Raw genomic sequence first — 19,472 nt, 5'->3', positions numbered from 1 at the left:
CAGCTTGGCGTTGACCGGCGGCGTCGCCATGCCGGCGGCCCAGATGGCGAAGAACGGGGATTGTAGACCAATAGACGCGAATCGGGAGCTTTATCAACGGCATAGGCGGAAGGGTCCAACCAGAGGATTGCCACAGCGTCACAGCACCATCAGGAGGGCCGGGACGCCAGCCAGCACGGCGCCCTGGGTGCCGCCCCACACCGTGCTCTCCTCGGCCAGCAAGCCACCGACGTTGCGGATATGGACGATTGCGCAATAGAGGGATGGAACGAGGGCGGTCAGCGATAGCCACAGCACCCAGTCCGGGGCTCCCCCGATTACGACCGCCGGTGCAAGCATCAACATCGTCCGGCCGATGCCGGACAGACCGTCGGCGACCAGTCCGGGCCATCCCCGCGCTGGCCGGCCGTTGCGGCAGGGCATCAGAAGCAGCCCGCCGACCATCGCGGCTGCAGTGGCCGCACCGATCAGCAGCGCCGTCTGCATCGGCAGAAGGAGCGACCAGGGAGCGGTGGTGAGCAAAGTTGCCGGCACTCCCCAGAGCAGCAGGCGCATCCACATGTTCGGTTGCCGGTAGACCGTGCCGAGAAACACGCCTCCCAGCACACAGCTGGCGACAGTGAACAGACCGGCTGTGATCAGCAGGTAGTCGATCAGAAACTGTTCGGTCAACATCACCATCGAAGCGCTCTCCGTCTGTGCGGACCAGTCACAGTGGTGGGCGGCTGCAAGCCGCGTCAACCGAAATGCAGCGCTTCAGTCATGAGCGGCCCGCGATTGCTGGCAGGCCGCGCATCCGCTCTATATAGGATTGCAGCCCCCGTGTCGGACCTGACCTTCCAATCCGGCGCATCTTTGCCGGGCAACCCTGGGACAAGCCCGAATGTCGACCAAACTGGACTTCCGCCGCCTCCGCTATTTCGTCGCCGTCTGTGAACTGGGCAGCTTTTCCAAAGCCAGCGAGTTTCTGAACGTCGCCCAGTCGGCGATCAGCCAGCATGTGGCGACGCTGGAGGAGGATCTGGGCGTCCAGCTTCTGGTGCGGCAGCCGCGCGGCGTCAGCCGGACGGAAGCGGGGGAGCGGCTCCACGCCCATGCCAGGGGCGTGCTGCACGCGCTGGAGCAGGCGGAACTGGACGTGCTGTCGCTAGCGCGGGCGGTGGTGGGGCCGGTGATGGTCGGCTTCAACTACACCGCGATGGAGGCCATCGGCCTGCCCTTCATCCGCCGGGTCGCCTCCACCCTGACGGAGGTGAAGCTCCGCGTCATCGAAGCGCACAGCGAGATCATGCACCAGTGGATGCTGTCCGGTCAGGCCGACATCGCCCTGACCCTGGTGCCCCCCAACGACGACCGCCTGGAAGGCATGCCGCTGCTGGACGAGGAACTGGTCTGCCTCGGCACCCGTGCGATGCTCGGCGACAGGGGGCCCATCGATCTGGCCGACGCCCTCCGCCTGCCGCTGATCATGCCCGGCCGCACCGCCGTGCTGCAGGCACTGGCCAGCGACGCCGAGGTGCGCAATGCCATCGCCGCGAGGGTCTATATGGAAATCGAATCGGCCATTCCGTTGAAGCGGGCGGTCAGCGCCGGGCTGGGCGTGACCATCCAGTCGGCGGCGCTGGCCGGTGACGAGATCGCCCGCGGTGAACTGGTGGCCCGGCCGGTGGTCAATCCGACGATGGGACGCACCCTGTATCTGGTGTCCTCGCGCATCAAGACCGCCTCCCGCGCAGTGATGGAAGCCCGGCGACTGATGATCGATGTGGTGCACGAGGCGCAGGCGAGCGGCCGCTGGCCCGGCCGGTGGCGCGATACCCATCTCGAAACCAGATAGCTCGTTTCACTTCTTTATATTTTACGACCCTGCCCTCCCGTGGTGATCTGTTTCGCAGACAAACAATCTGAAGGCCCGCAGTTGAATGGGCCCGGCTTCCGGCGCCTGCTTCTCCGCCGCCGGAACGCCGCAACGAACCACCTGAGGGAGGTGCAGGACATGACGATCATCAAGACGTCCGCCCATGGTCTTACCCGCGCGAAGCCGATGCTGGCGCTGCTCGCCGCCGCTTCGGCCACGGCGCTGACGGTGCTGCCGACGGATGCGGAGGCGGCGACGCGGATGCGCTGCAGCCATCAGCTGCCGCCGTCCCATCACATCGCGAAGGTCGTCGATCGCTGGGCGGCGGAGGTGAAGACCCTGTCCGATGGCAATCTGGACGTCCAGGTGTTCGGCTCCGACAGCCTGATCAAGGCCAACGAGAACATCCTGGCCGTCGCCAAGGGCGACATCGAATGCGCCTTCTCGCTGAATTTCCAGTGGGGCAAGACTCTGCCGCTGATGAACGTCACGGTCGGCCCCTACACCATGTCCTCGATCGAGGCGTGGAAGAAATGGCCGGACTCCGAAGCGGCCGCCTTCCTTGAGGAACGCCTGCTGAAGAAGGGTGTCAAGAACGTCGCCTGGATGTTCCAGACCAACACCAGCGTCTTCACCTCCAAGGGCAAGCCGCTGCTGAAGCCGGCGGATTTCCAGGGACAGAAGATGCGCGGGTTGGGTCCGGCATTCGACCGCGGACTGAAGGCGATGGGCGCCACCCCGGTGGCGATTCCCGGCAGCGAGGTCTATCAGGCGCTGGCGACCGGCGTCATCGACTCCGCCATCACCGACGTGGCCGCCGCATGGTCGCGCAAATACTACGAGGTGCAGGACCACATGACCGTGGTGCCGGTGCTGGCCGCCTATCTGCACGGCTACGTCAATCCCGGCTGGTACAACAAGCTGACCGACAAGGACAAGGCCGCCCTGAAGAAGGCCGGCGACCTTGCCGCCGGCTGGGCGATCGACGCCTCGCAGGAGGCGGCCGCCAGCGCGCCGGCGGACCTGGAATCGAAGGGCGTCAAGGTCCACATCGCGACGCCGGAGGAGAATGCCGCCTTCAAGGCCGCCATGGCTCCCGCCTTCGCCGAGGGCTTCGCCGACGAAACCGGCGCCGACGGCCGCAAGCTTCTGGAACTCGTCAACAAGCTCCAGTGAAGAGGGGACCGGCCATGAGCAGCATGTCCACCCCCGACACCGTGACACCTGCAAACGGCAGGGGCGCGGCCCACGGCGCCCTGCGTCTGATGACCGGCACCGCGTCGGTCCTGTCGCTCATCGGCGGCGCGCTCAGCATCCTGCTGATCGTCGCTGTTCTGGCCCTGACCACCGCCGGTGTCTTCGCCCGCTATGTCGTGGGCCAGCCCCTGGAGGGTGTGGACGAGGCCTGCGGCTTCATGGTCGTCGCCATGGTGATGGCCGGCGCGGCGGAGGCGCTGCGCACCGGCCATCATATCCGCATCGATCTGATCATGGGCTTCGTCGGTCCGCGCGGCCGGCGCTGGCTGGATGCCTGGTCCAATCTGGCGGTGCTGGTCGTCGCCGTGCTGCTGGCCCGCACCGGCTGGCACACCGCCATGTTCTCCTATGACTTCGACGCCTTCTCGCCGGGCCAACTGGAGCTGCCGATGTGGATCCCGCAGGCCACGCTTCCCATCGGCGCCGCCCTGCTGGGGATCGTCGCCTTCGCCAAGCTGCTGGCCGCTCTGGCGGGCGACGGGACGGATGAGACGAGGGGAGGCCACTGATGACGTTCCTGATCCTGGGCCTGCTGCTGCTCCTGCTGTTCAGCGGCATGCCGATCTTCGCGGCACTCTCCCTCACCTCGCTCGGCGTGCTGGTCCTGTTCGAGGGCAGCATCGACGGCATGGCCGACGCGGTGTTCTCCAGCCTGAACAACCCGCTGCTCGCCACCATCCCCATGTTCGCGCTGATGGCGCATATCATGATCAAGGCCAAGGTGGTCGACGACCTCTATGAGATGTCGAACACGCTGGTCGGGCACATCAAGGGCGGGCTCAGCTTCGCCACCATCCTGTCCTGCACCATCTTCTCGACCATCTCCGGTTCTTCGGTGGCGACCGCGCTGACCATCGGCTCGATCTCCATCCCGCAGATGAAGCGCTACGGCTACCGTCAGCGCGACACCTACGGGCTGATCGCCGCCGGCGGCACGCTGGGCATCCTGATCCCGCCGTCGGGGCCGATGATCCTCTACGCCATCGTCACCGACGCGTCCATCGGCGCCCTGTTCCTGGCCGGGATCATTCCGGGCCTGCTGATGGCGGTTCTGTTCGCCGGCTACAGCTGGCTCCAGGCCAAGCGGCAGGATGCCGTGCGGTCGCAGCCCTGGCCCGGCTTCGGCGCCGTCGCTGCGGCCTTCCGCGAGTCGATCTGGGCGGTTCTGATGCCGCCGCTGATCCTGGGCGGCATCTATCTCGGCGTCTTCACGCCGGGCGAGGCGGCGGCGGTCGGTGCGGTCTATGCGCTGGCGGTGGCGCTGCTGGTCTACCGCAACGTTTCCTTCGCCGACCTGCTGGATTGCGGCGTGCAGACGATGCGGACCAGCGCCATGCTGTTCATGATCATCGCCGCCGCCGGCATGTTCGGCCACGCCATCACCATCATCCGCCTGCCGGCCCAGATCATGGAGACGGTGACGGCGCTGGGGCTGTCGCAGGGCGGCTTCATCCTGGCCGTGATGTTCGCGATCTTCATCCTGGGCATGTTCCTGGAGACCATCGCCATCATTCTGATCACCACCCCCATCATCCTGCCGGTGATGACCGCGCTGGGCATCAACCCGATCTGGTACGGCGTGATGCTGATGATCAACCTGGAACTGGCGCTGATCACCCCGCCGGTCGGCATGAACCTGTTCGTCATCAAGGGCATAACCACCTCATCCCTTGCCGAGGTGACGCGCGGCGCCCTGCCCTATGTGCTGCTGATGATGGCGGGCCTGTTCGTGACCTGGCTGGTTCCGTCGCTGTCGCTCTGGCTGCCGCAGGCTGCGGGCTTCGGCATCTGACCGCTCTTTAAAACCGTTCCGGCCTTTCCCTTCCCGTTTCCACCGGATGTGCAACCTCCCAGCGCATCCGAACGGAGGACCCTTGCCATGACGAAAGACCCCGTGACCATCGTCGAGGTCGGCCTGCGCGACGGGCTCCAGATTCTCGACCGCGTGGTGCCCACCGCCGACAAGCTGCGCTGGCTGGAGGCCGAACACCGCGCCGGCGTCCGCCGCTTCGAAGCCGCCTCATTCGTTCCGCCCAGGCTGCTGCCCCAGATGGCCGACGCGGCCGAGGTGGTGACCGGCGCCCGTGCGTTGCCCGGCATCGTCGTTCACACGCTGGCCCCCAACCTGAAGGGCGCCGCGGCGGCGCTCGCCGCCGGTTCCGACGTCATCGTCCTGCCGCTGTCTGCCAGCGAGGCGCACAGCCGCGCCAACATCCGCAAAACCCGCGAGGAGTCGGTGGAGGAACTGGCCCGCGTCTGCCGCGCCCGCGATGAGGGCGGCCACAAGACCCGCATCGACGCCGGCATCTCCACCGCTTTCGGCTGCACCATCCAAGGCGAGGTGCCGGAGGACGAGGTGGTGCGCCTTGCCGAATCCTGCCTGGAGGCCGGGGCCGACCGCGTGACGCTGGCCGATACTGTCGGATACGCAAATCCGGCGCAGGTCCGCCGCCTCTACAGCCGGGTCAAGGACATCGCCGGCGACCGGCTGCAAAGCGCCCATTTCCACGACACCCGCGGCCTCGGCCTCGCCAATTGTCTTGCCGTGCTGGACATCGGCATCCGCGAGTTCGACGCCTCGCTCGGCGGGCTGGGCGGCTGCCCACACGCCCCCGGTGCCAGCGGCAACGTCGCGACCGAGGATCTGGTCTTCATGCTGGAGTCGATGGGCTTCGACACCGGCATCGACCTGGACGCCCTGATCGAGGCGCAACGCCTGCTCGCCACCCTTCTTCCCGGCCAACCGCTGCACGGCAAGATCGCCGCCGCCGGCCTGCCCAAGCATTTCGACCAAAGCCATTTCCACCGGAGTCCCGTCCATGCCTGACAGCAATACCACCCTCCCGCTATCCGGCATCCGCGTCGTCGAATTCTCCCACATGGTGATGGGGCCGACCTGCGGCATGATCCTGGGCGATCTCGGTGCCGACGTGATCAAGGTGGAACCGGTGACCGGCGACAAGACCCGCAGCCTGCCGGGGGCCGCCGCCGGCTTCTTCCGCACCTTCAACCGCAACAAGAAGTCTCTGGCCGTCGACCTGAACAGCCCCGACGGGCTGGCCGCCGTCCACAAGCTGGTCGACACTGCCGACGTGGTGATGGAGAATTTCCGCCCCGGCCTGATGGCGCGCTACGGCCTCGACTACGCCAGCCTTGCCGCGCGCAACCCGCGCATCATCAACCTGTCGCTGAAGGGTTTCCTGCCCGGCCCCTATGAAAAGCGCACGGCGCTGGACGAGGTGGTGCAGATGATGGCCGGGCTCGCCTACATGACCGGCCCCACCGGCCGGCCGCTCCGCGCCGGCAGCTCGGTCAACGACATCATGGGCGGCATGTTCGGCGTGATCGGCATCATGGCGGCGCTACGCACCCGCGAGGCCACCGGCCGCGGCCAGGACATCCAATCCGGCCTGTATGAGACCTGCGTCCTGCTGTCGGCCCAGCACATGCAGCAGTTCGCCGTGACCGGCGAAGCCCCGCCCCCCTTCCCCGAGCGTATCGCCGCCTTCAGCATCTACGACACCTTCGAGGTGAAGGACGGCGAGCAGATCTTCCTGGGCGCGGTCAGCGACGTGCAATGGCGGACCTTCTGCACCGCATTCGGCTTCGACGACCTGCTGGCCGATCCCAGGCTGGACGGCAACACCAAGCGCTGCCTCGCCCGCGACTGGATGCTGCCCGAAATCCGCCGCCGCCTTGCCGCCTACAGCAAGGCCGAGATCGCCGAACTCTTCGAGCGCAACGGCCTGCCCTATGCCCCGATCAACCGGCCGGAGGAGCTGTTCGACGATCCCCACCTGAACCAGAGCGGCGGACTCGCCTCCATCACCACCGAGACCGGCGGAGAGACGCGCGTGCCGCTGCTGCCGCTGACGTTGGACGGGCAGCGTCTGGGCCCGCGCATGGCGCTGCCGCCGGTCGGCGCGCAGAGCGCGGCGCTGCTGGCCGAACTGGGCTATAGTCAGGCGGAGATCGAGCGGCTGCTCGCCGCCGGGGTGGTGGCCGATCCGGCCGATGGACCGAAGGCAGAGGCGGGGGAGGAACGGCTCGCCTCCTGACCGGCACAAAAAAGGGAAAGAAGCAATGACCTCCGAGAGCGCGACAGAAACGGCTTTTGAGACCGGTGAGGCCCTGCTGGCCCGCCATCCCGGCGCCATCATCCAGCCCTTCAAGGGGGTGTGGCCGCGCGTCGCCGCCGACGCCTACATCGCCCCCGGCGCGGTGGTTGTGGGTGACGTGACCATCGGGGCGGAGGCCAGCGTCTGGTATGGCTGCGTCCTGCGCGGCGACGACCACAGCATCACGGTGGGGCCGCGCACCAACATCCAGGACGGCACCATCATCCATGTCATGCTGAACGAGTATCCCACCGTCATCGGCGCCGACGTCGTGATCGGCCATGGCGTGCGGATGCATGGCTGCACGCTGGCGGACGGCTGCCTGATCGGCATCGGCTCCATCGTGCTGGACGGGGCCGTCGTGGAAAGCGGCGCCATGCTGGCCGCGGGCGCCGTCCTGACCCCACGCAAGCGCATCCCCGCCCGCCAGCTCTGGGCCGGCAGCCCGGCCAAGCATCTGCGCGATGTCACCGACGCAGAGGTCGAGTTCATCGCCTTCGACGTCCGGCACTATGCCGGGCTTGCGCAGACCGCTTCGGGTCGCGGGTGAGGCTGACCGGAAGCGGGGCTGATTGGCAGCAAATCGCCGCACCGATGGTTGATGCGTCCGGCATCGCCCGTCAGCCATGCTTTGGATCTGCCATCACCGCCCTGTTGGCACACAGAACGGGGCCGGCCTGCAGGGCAGGTGGATCAACGGCCTTCGGGCACCAGATCGAGTTTCTTCTCGGCGCTCTGAGTGACGAAGGGTGCGCTTCGAATCCATCGCAACGCTATGGGTGAGCCCTGCCTTGCCGAGCTCATGACGGCGTGCGTAACCTTTTGAGTTCCAGGTTCGATGATGCGCCAGGACGGGCAGGCCGAACGTATGCCGGAATCGGGAACAAAGCCTGAGCATTCACAATTCGATCAACGTTGTCGCACTATTCCGGCAGGTGGCCGTGGGACGGCCCCTCTGACGAAATCCACCCAAAAAATCCCTTAGCGTTCAAATAGAAATCTGCTGCATATGCAACCGTAAAACAAGGTGGTGGCACCTTGCAGTTATGATAAGATGGATTAAGAAGAACATGCGACATCGGTGGCAGCCATATAGAAGATAGAATCAACCTTAGGAAGAATAAATGGCCGGAATCGATCATTTAAAGATGTTGGTTGAACTTCTGTGTCGCCCCTATTCCATGGACAAGCACTATGAGGACCGTGCGAGATTCATGGAAATTATTGGCTCTCTGTTCGGCGAGCATAATGTATGGGTTTGCCTCTGGTTGCTGGATGCAAATGAGGGGCGAAACGAATTGCGCCTCGATCAGATCGTCAAACTGAAACCTGATGGTGTCAGTGAGAAATTCACCAGATCACAGTTTCATTTTGGTGGTGTTTTCGCGGTGCTGCCACCCGGCGGCCAGTGCGAGTCCATTGATGCCCTGGCCAAGCGAACAATTTCACACAGATTGCAAAGCGGGCCTCTGCAAGCCATAAGCAAGGAGGTTGGTCCGCTCGAAGGGGATGAGTCGTTCCACGCATTGGCGGGACACGATGGCGAGGATATCGGCTGTATTCAGGTGGTGGCGGCAAACGCCTTTCCCATCGGAGAGGATAATGCAGTGGTTCTGCCTCTTGCGACCAGGGCCTTGGCCGATCAGATCAGACGCAGCCGTGAGTACCGAATATGGAATCGCCAGAAAGAAATCGGCGCGGAGCTGATGGCAATCGATTCGGTCGAACGTGCCTTGCAGATCATGGCGGAGGCGGTGCGGAAGGGATGCTGGGCGCAATACAGTTCCATCACCTACACTCGATGCGACCACAGACAGGAAATCATCAAAGCGGAAAGCCGCGCTCGAGGAAGCGAACTCCAATCTTCGCAAAAACTGATCCAGAATGTGGTGGAAAGGAAACACGCAATCCGGCGGGGGGCGGGAGAGGCCCCGGCAATCCAGACGGCAAATTCCAACTTTGTTTCTGGACGGCTTTCGCCAAACGCTGCCATGGCAGTGCCGGTTCTGGTGGAAAGTTGGTGTGGTGAAAATGCCAAGAGAATTGAAGGGGTTGCCTGCGTAATCGAGGTGATCGGAAAAAACAGCAGCGGCCACTTTTATTCCTCATTCAGCAATCAAGACGAAAATTTTGTGAGTGGCATCGCCAATATGCTGGCGGAAGCGCTGCCTCGCCTTGAAATGCTTGAGGCACAAAAGCTGGTTGCGGATGAAATCGAGATTATCGAATCCAATTCCACAGCGATCATCGATACCGGAAAGGATGTTCTGAACGTTTTTTTCAGCTTGGAAAAGCTCGTCAGACAGATCGCACCATGCTCCACGTTCTCTGCGGTCGTCGGGAGCGGCAACCTTCTTCATCTGTCCGATGAGTCCTTCAGAGACGCGGTAGATAGTGCCGTTCCCAGAATCGACGCAAAAAACAGTGAAGCCATCATCACAGTAGGAAATGGCAATGCCTATGTCATACCTCTCGCACATCTGGAGAGCGGAGGAAACAAGCTCGTCATTGGAATTTCGACAAACGATATTCTAAAATATAGAAAAACCATCCTAGGATATCTTTGCCGCGAATTCGGTAGCCTGATTGGAGATCGGTTGCGTTATCGCAAGATGATCAAGGATTTGACGGAGACCAGACACGCATTGAGGTCTGGTCTGACCGGCGTGGTCACCAATCTCGACGCGATCCGACGTATTTACCATCGCTATCGAAGCAAAGGCCCGGACAGGCTGTATGAGGTATTGGTGCATGATCGGGAATTCAGCGAATCTTTGGATTGGGCAACATTATTTGTGCAGAAGACAGCGGTCTTCATCGATGAGACTCGATTGCTTTTGGATAACTTGAACTCTAACACTCTGAAAATCACATTTTTTGATATTGAACGTGTGCTGGATGAGGCCATCAACTGCCTTATGCCGGAAGCAAGTGATCGCGGATGTAGAATTAGTTTTGAGAAAAAAATTTCTCCTGATCTATCAACTGGTTGGGCTGATCGTGATCTGATATATATTTTGCTTTTTAATATAATTGACAATGCCATCAAATATTCATTCCGTGACAGAACCATAAATATAGAAATCGGTGCCAGCCAAGATCAATGGCGCATTCGTGTGATTAACCTTGGCGTTCCCATCCCAAAGGACAAGCGCCAGACGATTTTCCAGTTGTTTCACAGGGAAAGCAGTGGAATGGCTCCCGATTCTCGCCGTCCCGGCACCGGATTGGGCCTGTCCGTCTCGGCCATGATCCTGACGGCCCATGACCCCACGCGTGAAATTGAAGTCGATTCCATAGAGCAATCTGATGGTAGTTGGCGCACCTGCTTCACCATTCCCATTCCACGTCTATTGAAAGCGCGATGATGACAAATTCTAAAGAATACACGGATTATACCATTCTTCATTTCGATGATGAGCCGGCCAATATCCGCCCTCTGCGGCGTACAATATTTGACATTCTGTGCGACCGCTACATCGGCCTAGAAGACGCCCCTGAAGCAAATGTCATTGCTCCAGACGGCTCCAGTATGACCATCACCGTGGCCCAACGTGGGATACGAGTCATTTACAGGATCTCGCGAACAAGAGATGATTTCCATGGAATTGTTAGCAATGTAGATACGCCCGAAAGATGCGTTCTCATTTTTGATTTGATGCGTCCGGGAAAATCCGGGCTTACGCTAGTTGGAAATACTCTGTTTGATGAGTGTAAAGGCAAGGACTTTGCGGGAACATTCTTTCTGACTGCCTATGCCGATCGAGTGCCACCGGAAATCGCTGCACAGATTGGTCAGTACAATATTTGGCCAAAACCACCAAAGACGGCAGCATTTATTCATGAGGTAGTCTCAAGACTGCGACTTCCCAAATGAGGATCAACATGATGACACTGGATGGAAGGTCGTACGAAATACCCGAAGTCGCTCAAGTGGCTGTTGAGCTTCGAGGGTGCATTGGAGAGAAAGATCTTGATCGCGCTCTTGTCAGTGCGTTTATTAATATTCCCGGCATTTGCGCTTTCGCTTGCCTTGGCAAGGATATTGATGATGCGCTCGTCATCGCTCCTCACATAAAAGACAGCGACGCCGTTGCCGAAAAAATGATACATCGCCTTACTATGAAGGCAAAAACTTGGAGTTTAAAGCAGAATGACCATATCTATGAGTTGGATGATGGTATATTTTACCACCAGGATGCAGATTGCCCACAAGATGAGGAAAAATTTGAGGACTTTAGGATATTGTTTATCGCAAGACTTCTTAGCCAGGGGAAGAACTATCGACAGGAAATGCGATGTGCATTGCTTGTGGAAAAGGATAGCTACTTCTGCGATCAATCAAACTTCCGATCGGATTCTGCTCTTTTTGTGATTGCCATGATGCTCGACGAGGCGGTCCGACGGCGCCGCGCTGCATTGCAAGCCTTTCCTCCTGTTCTTTCGGCTTTCTATCTCCGCCAAGCTCATACAAGAAGAAACAAGGGAATTGCTCTCGATCCGCCGTGGCTAAGGCATGACAAGGGTGGAGATGGTATTGACACTATCACCATTTCCTTGGATTTGCGCAAATCCACTCAGATGATGGAAAAGGCAGTACAACCAGAATATTTTGCAAAATGGCTGTCTGCAATGGTGCAGGTCTTGCGTTCTATCGTTCACCGACATCTGGGTGTATTCGATAAATTCACCGGCGACGGCATACTCGCTCATTTCCTCGTCAGAGACATCCGAGCATTGTCCGGCGAGATGCCACGTTCGGGGGTTCTGGCCGCTGTGTCCTGTGCTGACGAGATGATCGAGGCCACAAGCATCCTCTTGCATGCCGTGCAGCCCTTCATTCGCTTCGACAGCGGTTTGTTCGGTGCTGGCGTCGGGATTGCCCGGGATTGGGCTCACTGGGAAAATGACCGTGACAATCAGTTGATCGTGGTCGGTACAGGCGTGGTGGATGCCTGCCGGATGTCGTCCGGTGCCAAGGCCGGCAGGATCCTGATGACGGTCAACACCTTCCACAACTTCATGGACGACGGTGGGTGCCCTGGACTGAAGTGCCGCCCCAAGAATTTCATCGCCAAGGGATATCCCGAGGATCATCAATATCGTGTGTGGGTGCTTTCGAGAACCCATCCTTTGAGCACGGAATCGAGCAACTGGATTGAACAGACCTGCACAAATGCTCTGTCGCTGGCCTACAACGAGGATGGTGCGGAGGCTCCGTGTTCCGGTGCATTGGCCGCTGTAAGGCGCATGCGGTCGGCTGTTGCACGAGATGTCGCGTTTCCAGCGCCGTAAAGACCACCCGATCGTGCGATTGGATAGCCAGCTGTATTCACCCATTACAATGTTCGGAGGCCAGGTGGAGCAGTGAAGATCGAGCCCCTCTCCCGCTTTTGGCACCCTTTGCGAAAGGATGCCGTGGCGCGGCTGTGGATGGTAGGATGAGGCTTTTGCTTCCAGAACGGCAACCGCCTCACCCGTGAAACGCGCCCTCAGTTCTTCAGCTTGTAGCCCGTGCGGAAGATCCACCAGACGACGGCGAGGCAGATCGCCATCATCAGAGCGACCATGACGAGGCTCAGCGCGACGGGCACGTCGGCGGCTCCGTAGAAGCTCCAGCGGAAGCCGCTGACCAGATAGACGACCGGGTTGAACAGGGTGACCTTCTGCCAGAAGGGCGGCAGCATGCTGATCGAATAGAAGCTGCCGCCCAGGAAGGCCAGCGGCGTGACGATCAGCATCGGCACGATCTGCAGCTTTTCCCAGCCATCGGCCCAGATGCCCAGGATGAAGCCCAGCAGGCTGAAGGTCACCGACGTCATCACCAGGAAGGCGACCATCCAGAACGGGTGGGCGATGGAAAAGTCCACGAACAGCCTCGCGGTCAGCAGGATCAGCGTGCCGAGGATGACGGATTTGGTCGCCGCCGCCCCGACATAGCCGATCACCGTCTCGAAGGCGGAGACGGGGGCCGACAGCAGTTCATAGATCGTGCCGGAGTAGCGCGGCATGTAGATGCCGAAGGAGGCGTTCGACACGCTCTCCGTCAGCACCGACATCATGACGAGGCCGGGGACGAGGAAGGCGCCGTAGCTGACGCCCTCCACCGACGCGAATCGTCCGCCGATCGCCGCCCCGAAGACGATGAAGTACAGCGAGGTGGAGATCACCGGCCCGGCGATGCTCTGGAACAGCGTGCGCCAGGTGCGGGCCAGCTCGAAGATGTAGATGGCCTTGATCGCATGCAGGTTCATGCCCGCTCCTTCACGAGGCTGACGAAGATCTCCTCCAGGGAGCTCTCCTCGGTGCGCAGGTTCGTATAGTTGATGCCGTGGTCGCCCAGCTTGCGCAGCAGCCCGGCGATGCCGGTGCGTTCTCCCTGGGTGTCGAAGCTGTAGACCAGTTCCCGCCCATCGGCCGACAGGGTCAGCGGATAGCCGGCAAATTCGGGCGGAATGGCGTCGAGCGGGTTCAGCAGCTGCAGGGTCAGCAGCCGCTTGCCCAGCTTTTCCATCAGCGCGGCCTTTTCCTCCACCAGGATGATCCGCCCGCCGGAGATCACGCCGATGCTGTCGGCCATTTCCTCGGCCTCTTCGATGTAGTGGGTGGTCAGGATGATGGTGACGCCGCTGTCGCGCAGGCGTCCGATCATCTCCCACATGCCGCGACGAAGCTCCACATCCACGCCGGCGGTCGGCTCGTCCAGGAACAGGACGCGCGGCTCGTGCGACAGCGCCTTGGCGATCAGCACGCGCCGCTTCATGCCGCCGGACAGCGCCATGACCTTGGTGTCCTTCTTGTCCCACAGGGACAGGTCCTTCAGGATCCGCTCGATCACCGCCGGGTCGGGCGGCTTGCCGAACAGGCCGCGGCTGAAGCTGACCGTCGCCCAGACGCTTTCGAACGACTCGGTCGTCAGTTCCTGCGGAACGAGACCGATCAGGGAGCGCGCGGCGCGCCAGTCGCGCATGATGTCGTGGCCGTCCACCGTCACGCTGCCGGCCGTCGCCCGGACGATGCCGCAGACGATGCTGATCAACGTCGTCTTGCCGGCGCCGTTGGGACCCAGCAGCGCGAAGATCTCGCCGCGGCGGATGTCGAGATCGACGCCCTTCAGGGCCTGGAAGCCGGATGCGTAGGTCTTTTCCAACCCACGAATCTGAATGATTGGCTGCATATCTCCCCTCGGCTTGCGGATGCGCCGGGTGCGGGCGCCATTGGAGCGGGCGCCAGCATAGCGTCTGATGGACCATGCCGCACCCGCGTTACCGGTAACACCCCATATGCGATAAGGGCGCGCCACAGGCCGCCGGGCAAACAGCCGTCACTCGTCCGGCAGCATGCCCTGCGGCAGGTTTTCGCGGAAGATCACCTCGCCCCGCGGCGTCTCCACCCCCTGCATCGGCGGGCGGCCGGCCCGCAGGTTGGTGAAGATCGCCACGCAGGCCGACAGCGTGTTGCGCGGGTCCTGGGTGATGACCGCGTCCAGCGTACCGTCGATCAGCAGGCCGCGCGTCTCGTTGGTCAGCCCATGGCCGATGCAGACCATCTCCCGTTCCCGCCGCGTCTCCTTCAACGCGCGGGCGACGCCCTCCGCCCCGCCGCCGATGTTGTAGACCCCGGCGAGGTCGGGGTGGAGGCCCAGCAGCATGCGGGTCTGGCGGTAGCTCTTGCCCTCGTCGTCATGGCCCTCGCGCAGGCCGACCACCTCAATGTCGGGGGCGATCTCCTTCAGGACATGCAGGAACCCCATCTCGCGGTCCTCATGGGCGCGGTAGCTGAGGCTGCCGGCGATCATCGCCACCTTCGCCGGCCGCTTCCCCAGGAAACGTGCGATCAGGTAGCCGGCCGTCCGCCCTGCCGCCCGGTTGTCCAGCCCGACATAGCCGGCGCGGCGGCAGTTGAGGATGTCGGAGATCAGCGTCACCGCCGGCACGTTGCGCTCCGCCAGCGCGTCCACCGCCTCGCGCACCGCCGGATGCTCCAGCGCCATGAAGGCGACACCGTCGGCCCTGCGGCCATGCTGGAACAGGCTGCGGGCCAGCAGTTCCGGGTTGAAGCTCTTGATGAACTCCACCTGCGCCTTCACCCCGTGCGGAGCCAGCATGGCGTCGGCCCGCCGGATCATCTCGCCCAGCCCGGTCAGGAAGCGGTTGTTTCCGGCCGGCAGCAGGAAGGACAGCCGCATCGGCTTCTGCACCGCTGCCGCATGCAGTTCGGACTCCGGCAGATAATCCAGCTCCGCCGCAGCCTTCAGCACCCGCTGCACCGTGGCGGCGCGCACGCCCGGCCGGTGGTTCAGCACGCGGTCGACCGTTGCGGTGGACACGCCCGCCGCCTGCGCGATGTCGACCACCCGCGGCAGACCGCGCTGGGTTCCGCTCTGGAGTCCCTTGGTGCCCGCATCATCCATCGGCAAAACCATCAAAAACCATCATCATTCGCGTTTGACACTTGTTAGCCCTGGACCTACCGTCCACCCAACAATCATCAATTGACATCAGATCACATCAGAAACGCAAGGCCGGAAGCAGCAATGTCGGCCGGAACCCTATGGGAGGATCGAACATGACCAATCTGACCCGCCGCACCATGCTGAAGGCCTTCGCCACCGCCCCCGCTATTGGTGCCGCCGGTGCCGTCATCGGCATGCCGCACATCGCACGCGCCGCCGAGTTCGAGCTGAAATACGGCAACAACCTGCCGTTGACCCATCCGCTGAACGTCCGCGCCCACGAGGCGGCGGAGCGCATCGCCAAGGAGTCGAAAGGCCGGGTCGAGGTCAAGATTTTCCCCAACAACCAGCTTGGCGGCGACACCGACATGCTGTCCCAGGTGCGCAGCGGCGGGCTGACCTTCTTCACGCCGTCGGCGCTGGTCATCGCCACGCTGGTTCCGGTCGCCGCCATCAACGCTGTCGGCTTCGCCTTCTCCGACTACGATCAGGTGTGGAAGGCGATGGACGGCAAGCTGGGCGCCCATGTCCGCAACGCCATCTCCAAGGTTGGCCTCTACGCCTTCGAGAAGATGTGGGACAACGGCTTCCGCCAGATGACCAGCGGCGACAAGGCCATCAGCTCGGCCGCCGACATGAGCGGCCTGAAGATCCGCGTTCCGGTCAGCCCGCTCAGCATCGCCATGTTCAAGGGCCTGGGCGCCGCCCCCACCAGCCTGCAGTTCAGCGAGGTCTATTCGTCGCTGCAGACCCGGATCGTCGACGCGCAGGAGAATCCGCTGCCGATCATCCAGGTCGCCAAGCTGTACGAGGTGCAGAAATACTGCTCCCTGTCGAACCACATCTGGGACGGCTTCTGGTTCATCGCCAACGGCCGCGCCTGGAAGGGCCTGCCGGCGGACATGCAGACCATCGTCGCCAACGCCATCAACGACGCCGGCATGGCCCAGCGCGGCGACATCAAGGCGCTGAACCAGTCGGTGAAGACGGATCTGGAATCGAAGGGACTGGCCTTCAACCAGCCGTCGCCCGACAGCTTCCGCGCCAAGCTGCGCGACAGCGGCTTCTACGGCGAATGGAAGGGCCGTTTCGGGGACGAGGCCTGGGGCCTGCTGGAGGAAGCGGTCGGCAAGCTCGCCTGATCCGCCACCCCTGCCCCGTCCGGTCCTCCCACCCATGAAGGAATCCCCCGTCATGTCCCACCTGTCCGAACCGGTCCACGGCTTCGCGGAGGCACCCGGCAGCCTCGGCACCGGCGGTGCCTCTTCGCTGGTCCGCAAGATCGACCACGGCCTGTCGGTCGGGGTGGAGATGGCGGCGGGACTTCTGGTGCTGGTCGAGATCGTCGTCCTGCTGGCCGGCGTCGTCGCCCGCTACCTGTTCCACACTCCGCTGGTCTGGTCGGACGAACTGGCCTCGATCCTGTTCCTCTGGCTGTCGATGCTTGGGGCCGTGGTGGCGCTGCGCCGGGGCGAGCATATGCGGATGACCGGGCTGGTCAGCCGCGTCGGCCCGCAGGCGCGCAGCCTGCTGGAATGCATCGCCATCACCGCCCCCATCGCCTTCCTGGCGCTGGTGCTCTACCACGCGGTCGATTACGCGATCGAGGAGCAGTTCATCACCACACCGGCGATGGAGGTGTCCAATGCCTGGCGCGCCTCGGCCCTGCCGGTCGGGCTCGGGTTGATGCTGGTGGCCGCGCTGTTCCGCCTGCTGCGGGTCGCCCGGCCGCTGACCGTCCTGGCGGCTGCGCTGGTGACCGGCGCCATCGTCGCCGGCTTCTGGGTCGCCGGCCCTGTGCTGAAGCCGTTGGGGCAGTTGAACCTCATCATCTTCTTCGTCGGGCTGGTCGCCGCCAACGTCTTCGCCGGCGTGCCCATCGCCTTCTCCTTTGCGCTCGCCACCTTCGCCTATCTGGCGCTGACCACCTCCACGCCGCTGCTGGTGATGGTCGGCCGGCTGGACGAGGGCATGAGCCACCTGATCCTGCTGGCGGTGCCGCTGTTCGTCTTCCTCGGCCTCCTGATCGAGATGACCGGCATGGCCCGAGCCATGATCCAGTTTCTGGCCAGCCTGCTTGGCCATGTGCGCGGCGGCCTGTCCTATGTGCTGATCGGTGCGATGTATCTGGTGTCCGGCATCTCCGGCTCGAAGATCGCCGATATGGCGGCCATCGCCCCGGTGCTGTTCCCGGAGATGAAGAAGCGCGGCGCCCCTCCGGGCGATCTGGTGGCGCTCTTGTCGGCGACGGGTGCGCAGACCGAGACGATCCCGCCCAGCATCGTGCTGATCACCATCGGGTCGGTCACCGGCGTGTCGATCGCGGCGCTGTTCACCGGCGGCATGCTGCCGGGCGTGGTCCTGGGCGCCTGCCTGTGCTTCGTCGTCTGGCGGCGCTACCGGCACGAGGATCTGAGCCATGTCGAGCGCACCCCCAGCCGCGAGATCGCCCGCCTTGCCATGGTGGCGCTGCCCGCCATCCTGCTGCCCTTCGTCATCCGCGCCGCTGTGGTCGAGGGCATCGCGACGGCGACCGAGGTGTCGACCATCGGCATCGCCTATTCCACCATCGTCGGGCTGCTGATCTACCGCCAGTTCGACTGGGGCCGGCTGAAGCCGATGCTGATCGAAACGGCGTCGCTGACCGGGGCCATCATCTTCATCGTCGGCTGCGCCACCTCGATGGCCTGGGGCCTGACCCAGTCCGGCTTCTCGTCCGATCTCGCCCGCTTCATGGCCGGCATCCCCGGCGGCGCCTATGGCTTCCTCGCCATCTCCATCGTCGCCTTCATCATCCTGGGCAGCGTTCTGGAGGGCATCCCCGCCATCGTCCTGTTCGGCCCGCTGCTGTTCCCCATCGCCCGGGCCGCTGGTGTGCACGAGGTCCATTACGCGATGGTCGTCATCTTCGCCATGGGCATCGGCCTGTTCGCCCCGCCATTCGGCGTCGGCTATTACGGCGCCTGCGCCATCAGCAAGGTGAACCCCGACGACGGCCTGAAGCACATCTGGGGCTATGTCGGCGCGCTGCTGGTCGGCCTGGTGATCGTCGCCGCCATTCCCTGGATTTCGACCGGCTTCCTGGCTCGCTGAGAGCCGCCGGTTTCCTCAAATTCCCTCTTATCCGGAGTTCCTTCAATGAGCCGATTCTTCGGCCAGATCCGTCAGGCTGGCTACGTCGTGCGCGACATCGAGGCCGCCATGGACTATTGGAGCCGCACGCTCGGCATCGGTCCCTGGTTCTACAACGAGCGGGTTCCGATCCGGAACTACACCTACCGCGGCGAATCCTACGAGGTTCACAATTCGGTGGCGCTGGCCAACTCCGGTCCGCTGCAGATGGAGTTGATCCAGACCCGCAACGACGCGCCGTCGATGTACCGCGACTTCCTCCAGGCCGGAAACACGGGCCTGCAGCATGTCGCCTACTGGACAGAGGATTACGACGCCGACCTGGAACGGCTGCTCGGCCAGGGCTTCAAGCCGGTGATGAGCGGCGAGGTCGGCGAGAAGGGCCGCTTCATCTATTTCGATACCGAGTACCACCCCGGCACGGTGATCGAGTTGTCGGAGGTCGCCGGGCCGAAGGGCAAGATGTTCGACCTGATCCGCGAGGCGTCCATGGGCTGGGACGGCAGCGATCCGGTGCGGCCGTTTCCGGATTTGAGCAAGCTGTAAGGGGCGTTTCGTAGGAGCGTCTTGCCCCCTCCCTAACCCTCCCCCGCTTCGCGGGAGAGGGGACTGCCGCCACTCCTTTGCAAATCCCCCGCAAGCATCCAACCCC

Annotated in this window: 17 protein-coding genes; 13 read left to right on the top strand and 4 right to left on the bottom strand. The window is 62.8% G+C overall.

From position 1 onward, the window contains the following. Nucleotides 1–138: 138 nt before the first annotated feature. Nucleotides 139–681: a hypothetical protein gene (locus tag FZ983_RS14585; protein ID WP_149224237.1), complete on the bottom strand. Its 543-nt coding sequence runs from the start codon at nt 679–681 to the stop codon at nt 139–141. Between the two features lie 202 nt (nt 682–883). Here FZ983_RS14585 and FZ983_RS14580 point away from each other — a divergent pair, with 202 nt between their 5' ends. The 10 genes from FZ983_RS14580 (at nt 884) to FZ983_RS14535 (ending at nt 12,528) form a co-directional block, all read left to right on the top strand. Continuing rightward, nucleotides 884–1,837, top strand: a complete 954-nt coding sequence (locus FZ983_RS14580) for a LysR substrate-binding domain-containing protein (RefSeq protein ID WP_149224236.1) — start codon at nt 884–886, stop codon at nt 1,835–1,837. A gap of 159 nt (nt 1,838–1,996) precedes the next feature. Then, complete coding sequence (gene dctP / locus FZ983_RS14575) at nt 1,997–3,034, top strand: TRAP transporter substrate-binding protein DctP (protein WP_211102908.1); 1,038 nt, start codon at nt 1,997–1,999, stop codon at nt 3,032–3,034. Nucleotides 3,035–3,048: 14 nt separating this feature from the next. Continuing rightward, nucleotides 3,049–3,624: a TRAP transporter small permease gene (locus FZ983_RS14570; protein WP_149224235.1), complete on the top strand. Its 576-nt coding sequence runs from the start codon at nt 3,049–3,051 to the stop codon at nt 3,622–3,624. Then, the gene (locus tag FZ983_RS14565; protein WP_149224234.1) at nt 3,624–4,907 is read left to right on the top strand and encodes a TRAP transporter large permease subunit; all 1,284 of its coding nucleotides are present in this window, start codon (nt 3,624–3,626) and stop codon (nt 4,905–4,907) included. The genes FZ983_RS14570 and FZ983_RS14565 overlap by 1 nt, the downstream gene beginning before the upstream one ends. 87 nt (nt 4,908–4,994) lie before the next feature. After that, on the top strand, nt 4,995–5,942 hold the full coding sequence (locus FZ983_RS14560; RefSeq protein WP_149224233.1) for a hydroxymethylglutaryl-CoA lyase: 948 nt from the start codon (nt 4,995–4,997) through the stop codon (nt 5,940–5,942). Further along, complete coding sequence (locus FZ983_RS14555; protein ID WP_149224232.1) at nt 5,935–7,173, top strand: CaiB/BaiF CoA-transferase family protein; 1,239 nt, start codon at nt 5,935–5,937, stop codon at nt 7,171–7,173. Before FZ983_RS14560 ends, FZ983_RS14555 begins: the two co-directional genes overlap by 8 nt. Before the next feature lie 25 nt (nt 7,174–7,198). Beyond that, nucleotides 7,199–7,783, top strand: a complete 585-nt coding sequence (locus tag FZ983_RS14550) for a gamma carbonic anhydrase family protein (protein WP_149224231.1) — start codon at nt 7,199–7,201, stop codon at nt 7,781–7,783. Nucleotides 7,784–8,357: 574 nt separating this feature from the next. Next, nucleotides 8,358–10,601, top strand: a complete 2,244-nt coding sequence (locus FZ983_RS14545) for an ATP-binding protein (protein WP_149224230.1) — start codon at nt 8,358–8,360, stop codon at nt 10,599–10,601. Then, nucleotides 10,598–11,110, top strand: a complete 513-nt coding sequence (locus FZ983_RS14540; protein ID WP_149224229.1) for a hypothetical protein — start codon at nt 10,598–10,600, stop codon at nt 11,108–11,110. Before FZ983_RS14545 ends, FZ983_RS14540 begins: the two co-directional genes overlap by 4 nt. A gap of 8 nt (nt 11,111–11,118) precedes the next feature. Beyond that, complete coding sequence (locus FZ983_RS14535) at nt 11,119–12,528, top strand: adenylate/guanylate cyclase domain-containing protein (protein WP_149224228.1); 1,410 nt, start codon at nt 11,119–11,121, stop codon at nt 12,526–12,528. 197 nt (nt 12,529–12,725) lie between these two features. On the opposite strand, the gene FZ983_RS14530 is transcribed toward FZ983_RS14535, so the two are convergent. From FZ983_RS14530 to FZ983_RS14520, 3 genes are all read right to left on the bottom strand, one after another. Continuing rightward, on the bottom strand, nt 12,726–13,487 hold the full coding sequence (locus tag FZ983_RS14530) for an ABC transporter permease (RefSeq protein ID WP_149224227.1): 762 nt from the start codon (nt 13,485–13,487) through the stop codon (nt 12,726–12,728). Continuing rightward, nucleotides 13,484–14,410 carry an ABC transporter ATP-binding protein gene (locus tag FZ983_RS14525; RefSeq protein WP_149224226.1) on the bottom strand — a complete coding sequence of 309 codons (927 nt, stop codon included), beginning with the start codon at nt 14,408–14,410 and terminating at the stop codon, nt 13,484–13,486. Before FZ983_RS14525 ends, FZ983_RS14530 begins: the two co-directional genes overlap by 4 nt. A gap of 147 nt (nt 14,411–14,557) precedes the next feature. Further along, nucleotides 14,558–15,646 (bottom strand): LacI family DNA-binding transcriptional regulator, encoded by a 1,089-nt coding sequence (locus FZ983_RS14520; protein ID WP_149224417.1) that lies wholly within the window; start codon nt 15,644–15,646, stop codon nt 14,558–14,560. Nucleotides 15,647–15,801: 155 nt separating this feature from the next. On the opposite strand from FZ983_RS14520, the gene FZ983_RS14515 reads away from it, so the two are divergent. Genes FZ983_RS14515 through FZ983_RS14505 form a run of 3 tightly spaced genes read left to right on the top strand, consistent with a single transcriptional unit; the run spans nt 15,802 to nt 19,366 of the window. Then, nucleotides 15,802–16,830 carry a TRAP transporter substrate-binding protein gene (locus tag FZ983_RS14515; protein WP_149224225.1) on the top strand — a complete coding sequence of 343 codons (1,029 nt, stop codon included), beginning with the start codon at nt 15,802–15,804 and terminating at the stop codon, nt 16,828–16,830. Nucleotides 16,831–16,882: 52 nt separating this feature from the next. Next, the gene (locus FZ983_RS14510; RefSeq protein WP_149224224.1) at nt 16,883–18,781 is read left to right on the top strand and encodes a TRAP transporter large permease subunit; all 1,899 of its coding nucleotides are present in this window, start codon (nt 16,883–16,885) and stop codon (nt 18,779–18,781) included. Between the two features lie 45 nt (nt 18,782–18,826). After that, the gene (locus FZ983_RS14505) at nt 18,827–19,366 is read left to right on the top strand and encodes a VOC family protein (protein WP_109075811.1); all 540 of its coding nucleotides are present in this window, start codon (nt 18,827–18,829) and stop codon (nt 19,364–19,366) included. Nucleotides 19,367–19,472: the final 106 nt, after the last annotated feature.

It is taken from the genome of Azospirillum sp. B21 (assembly GCF_008364825.1).
In the GTDB taxonomy this organism is placed as follows: domain Bacteria; phylum Pseudomonadota; class Alphaproteobacteria; order Azospirillales; family Azospirillaceae; genus Azospirillum.
Note: the sequence above shows the minus strand (reverse complement) of the source record. Positions and strands in the feature narration are given on the sequence as shown.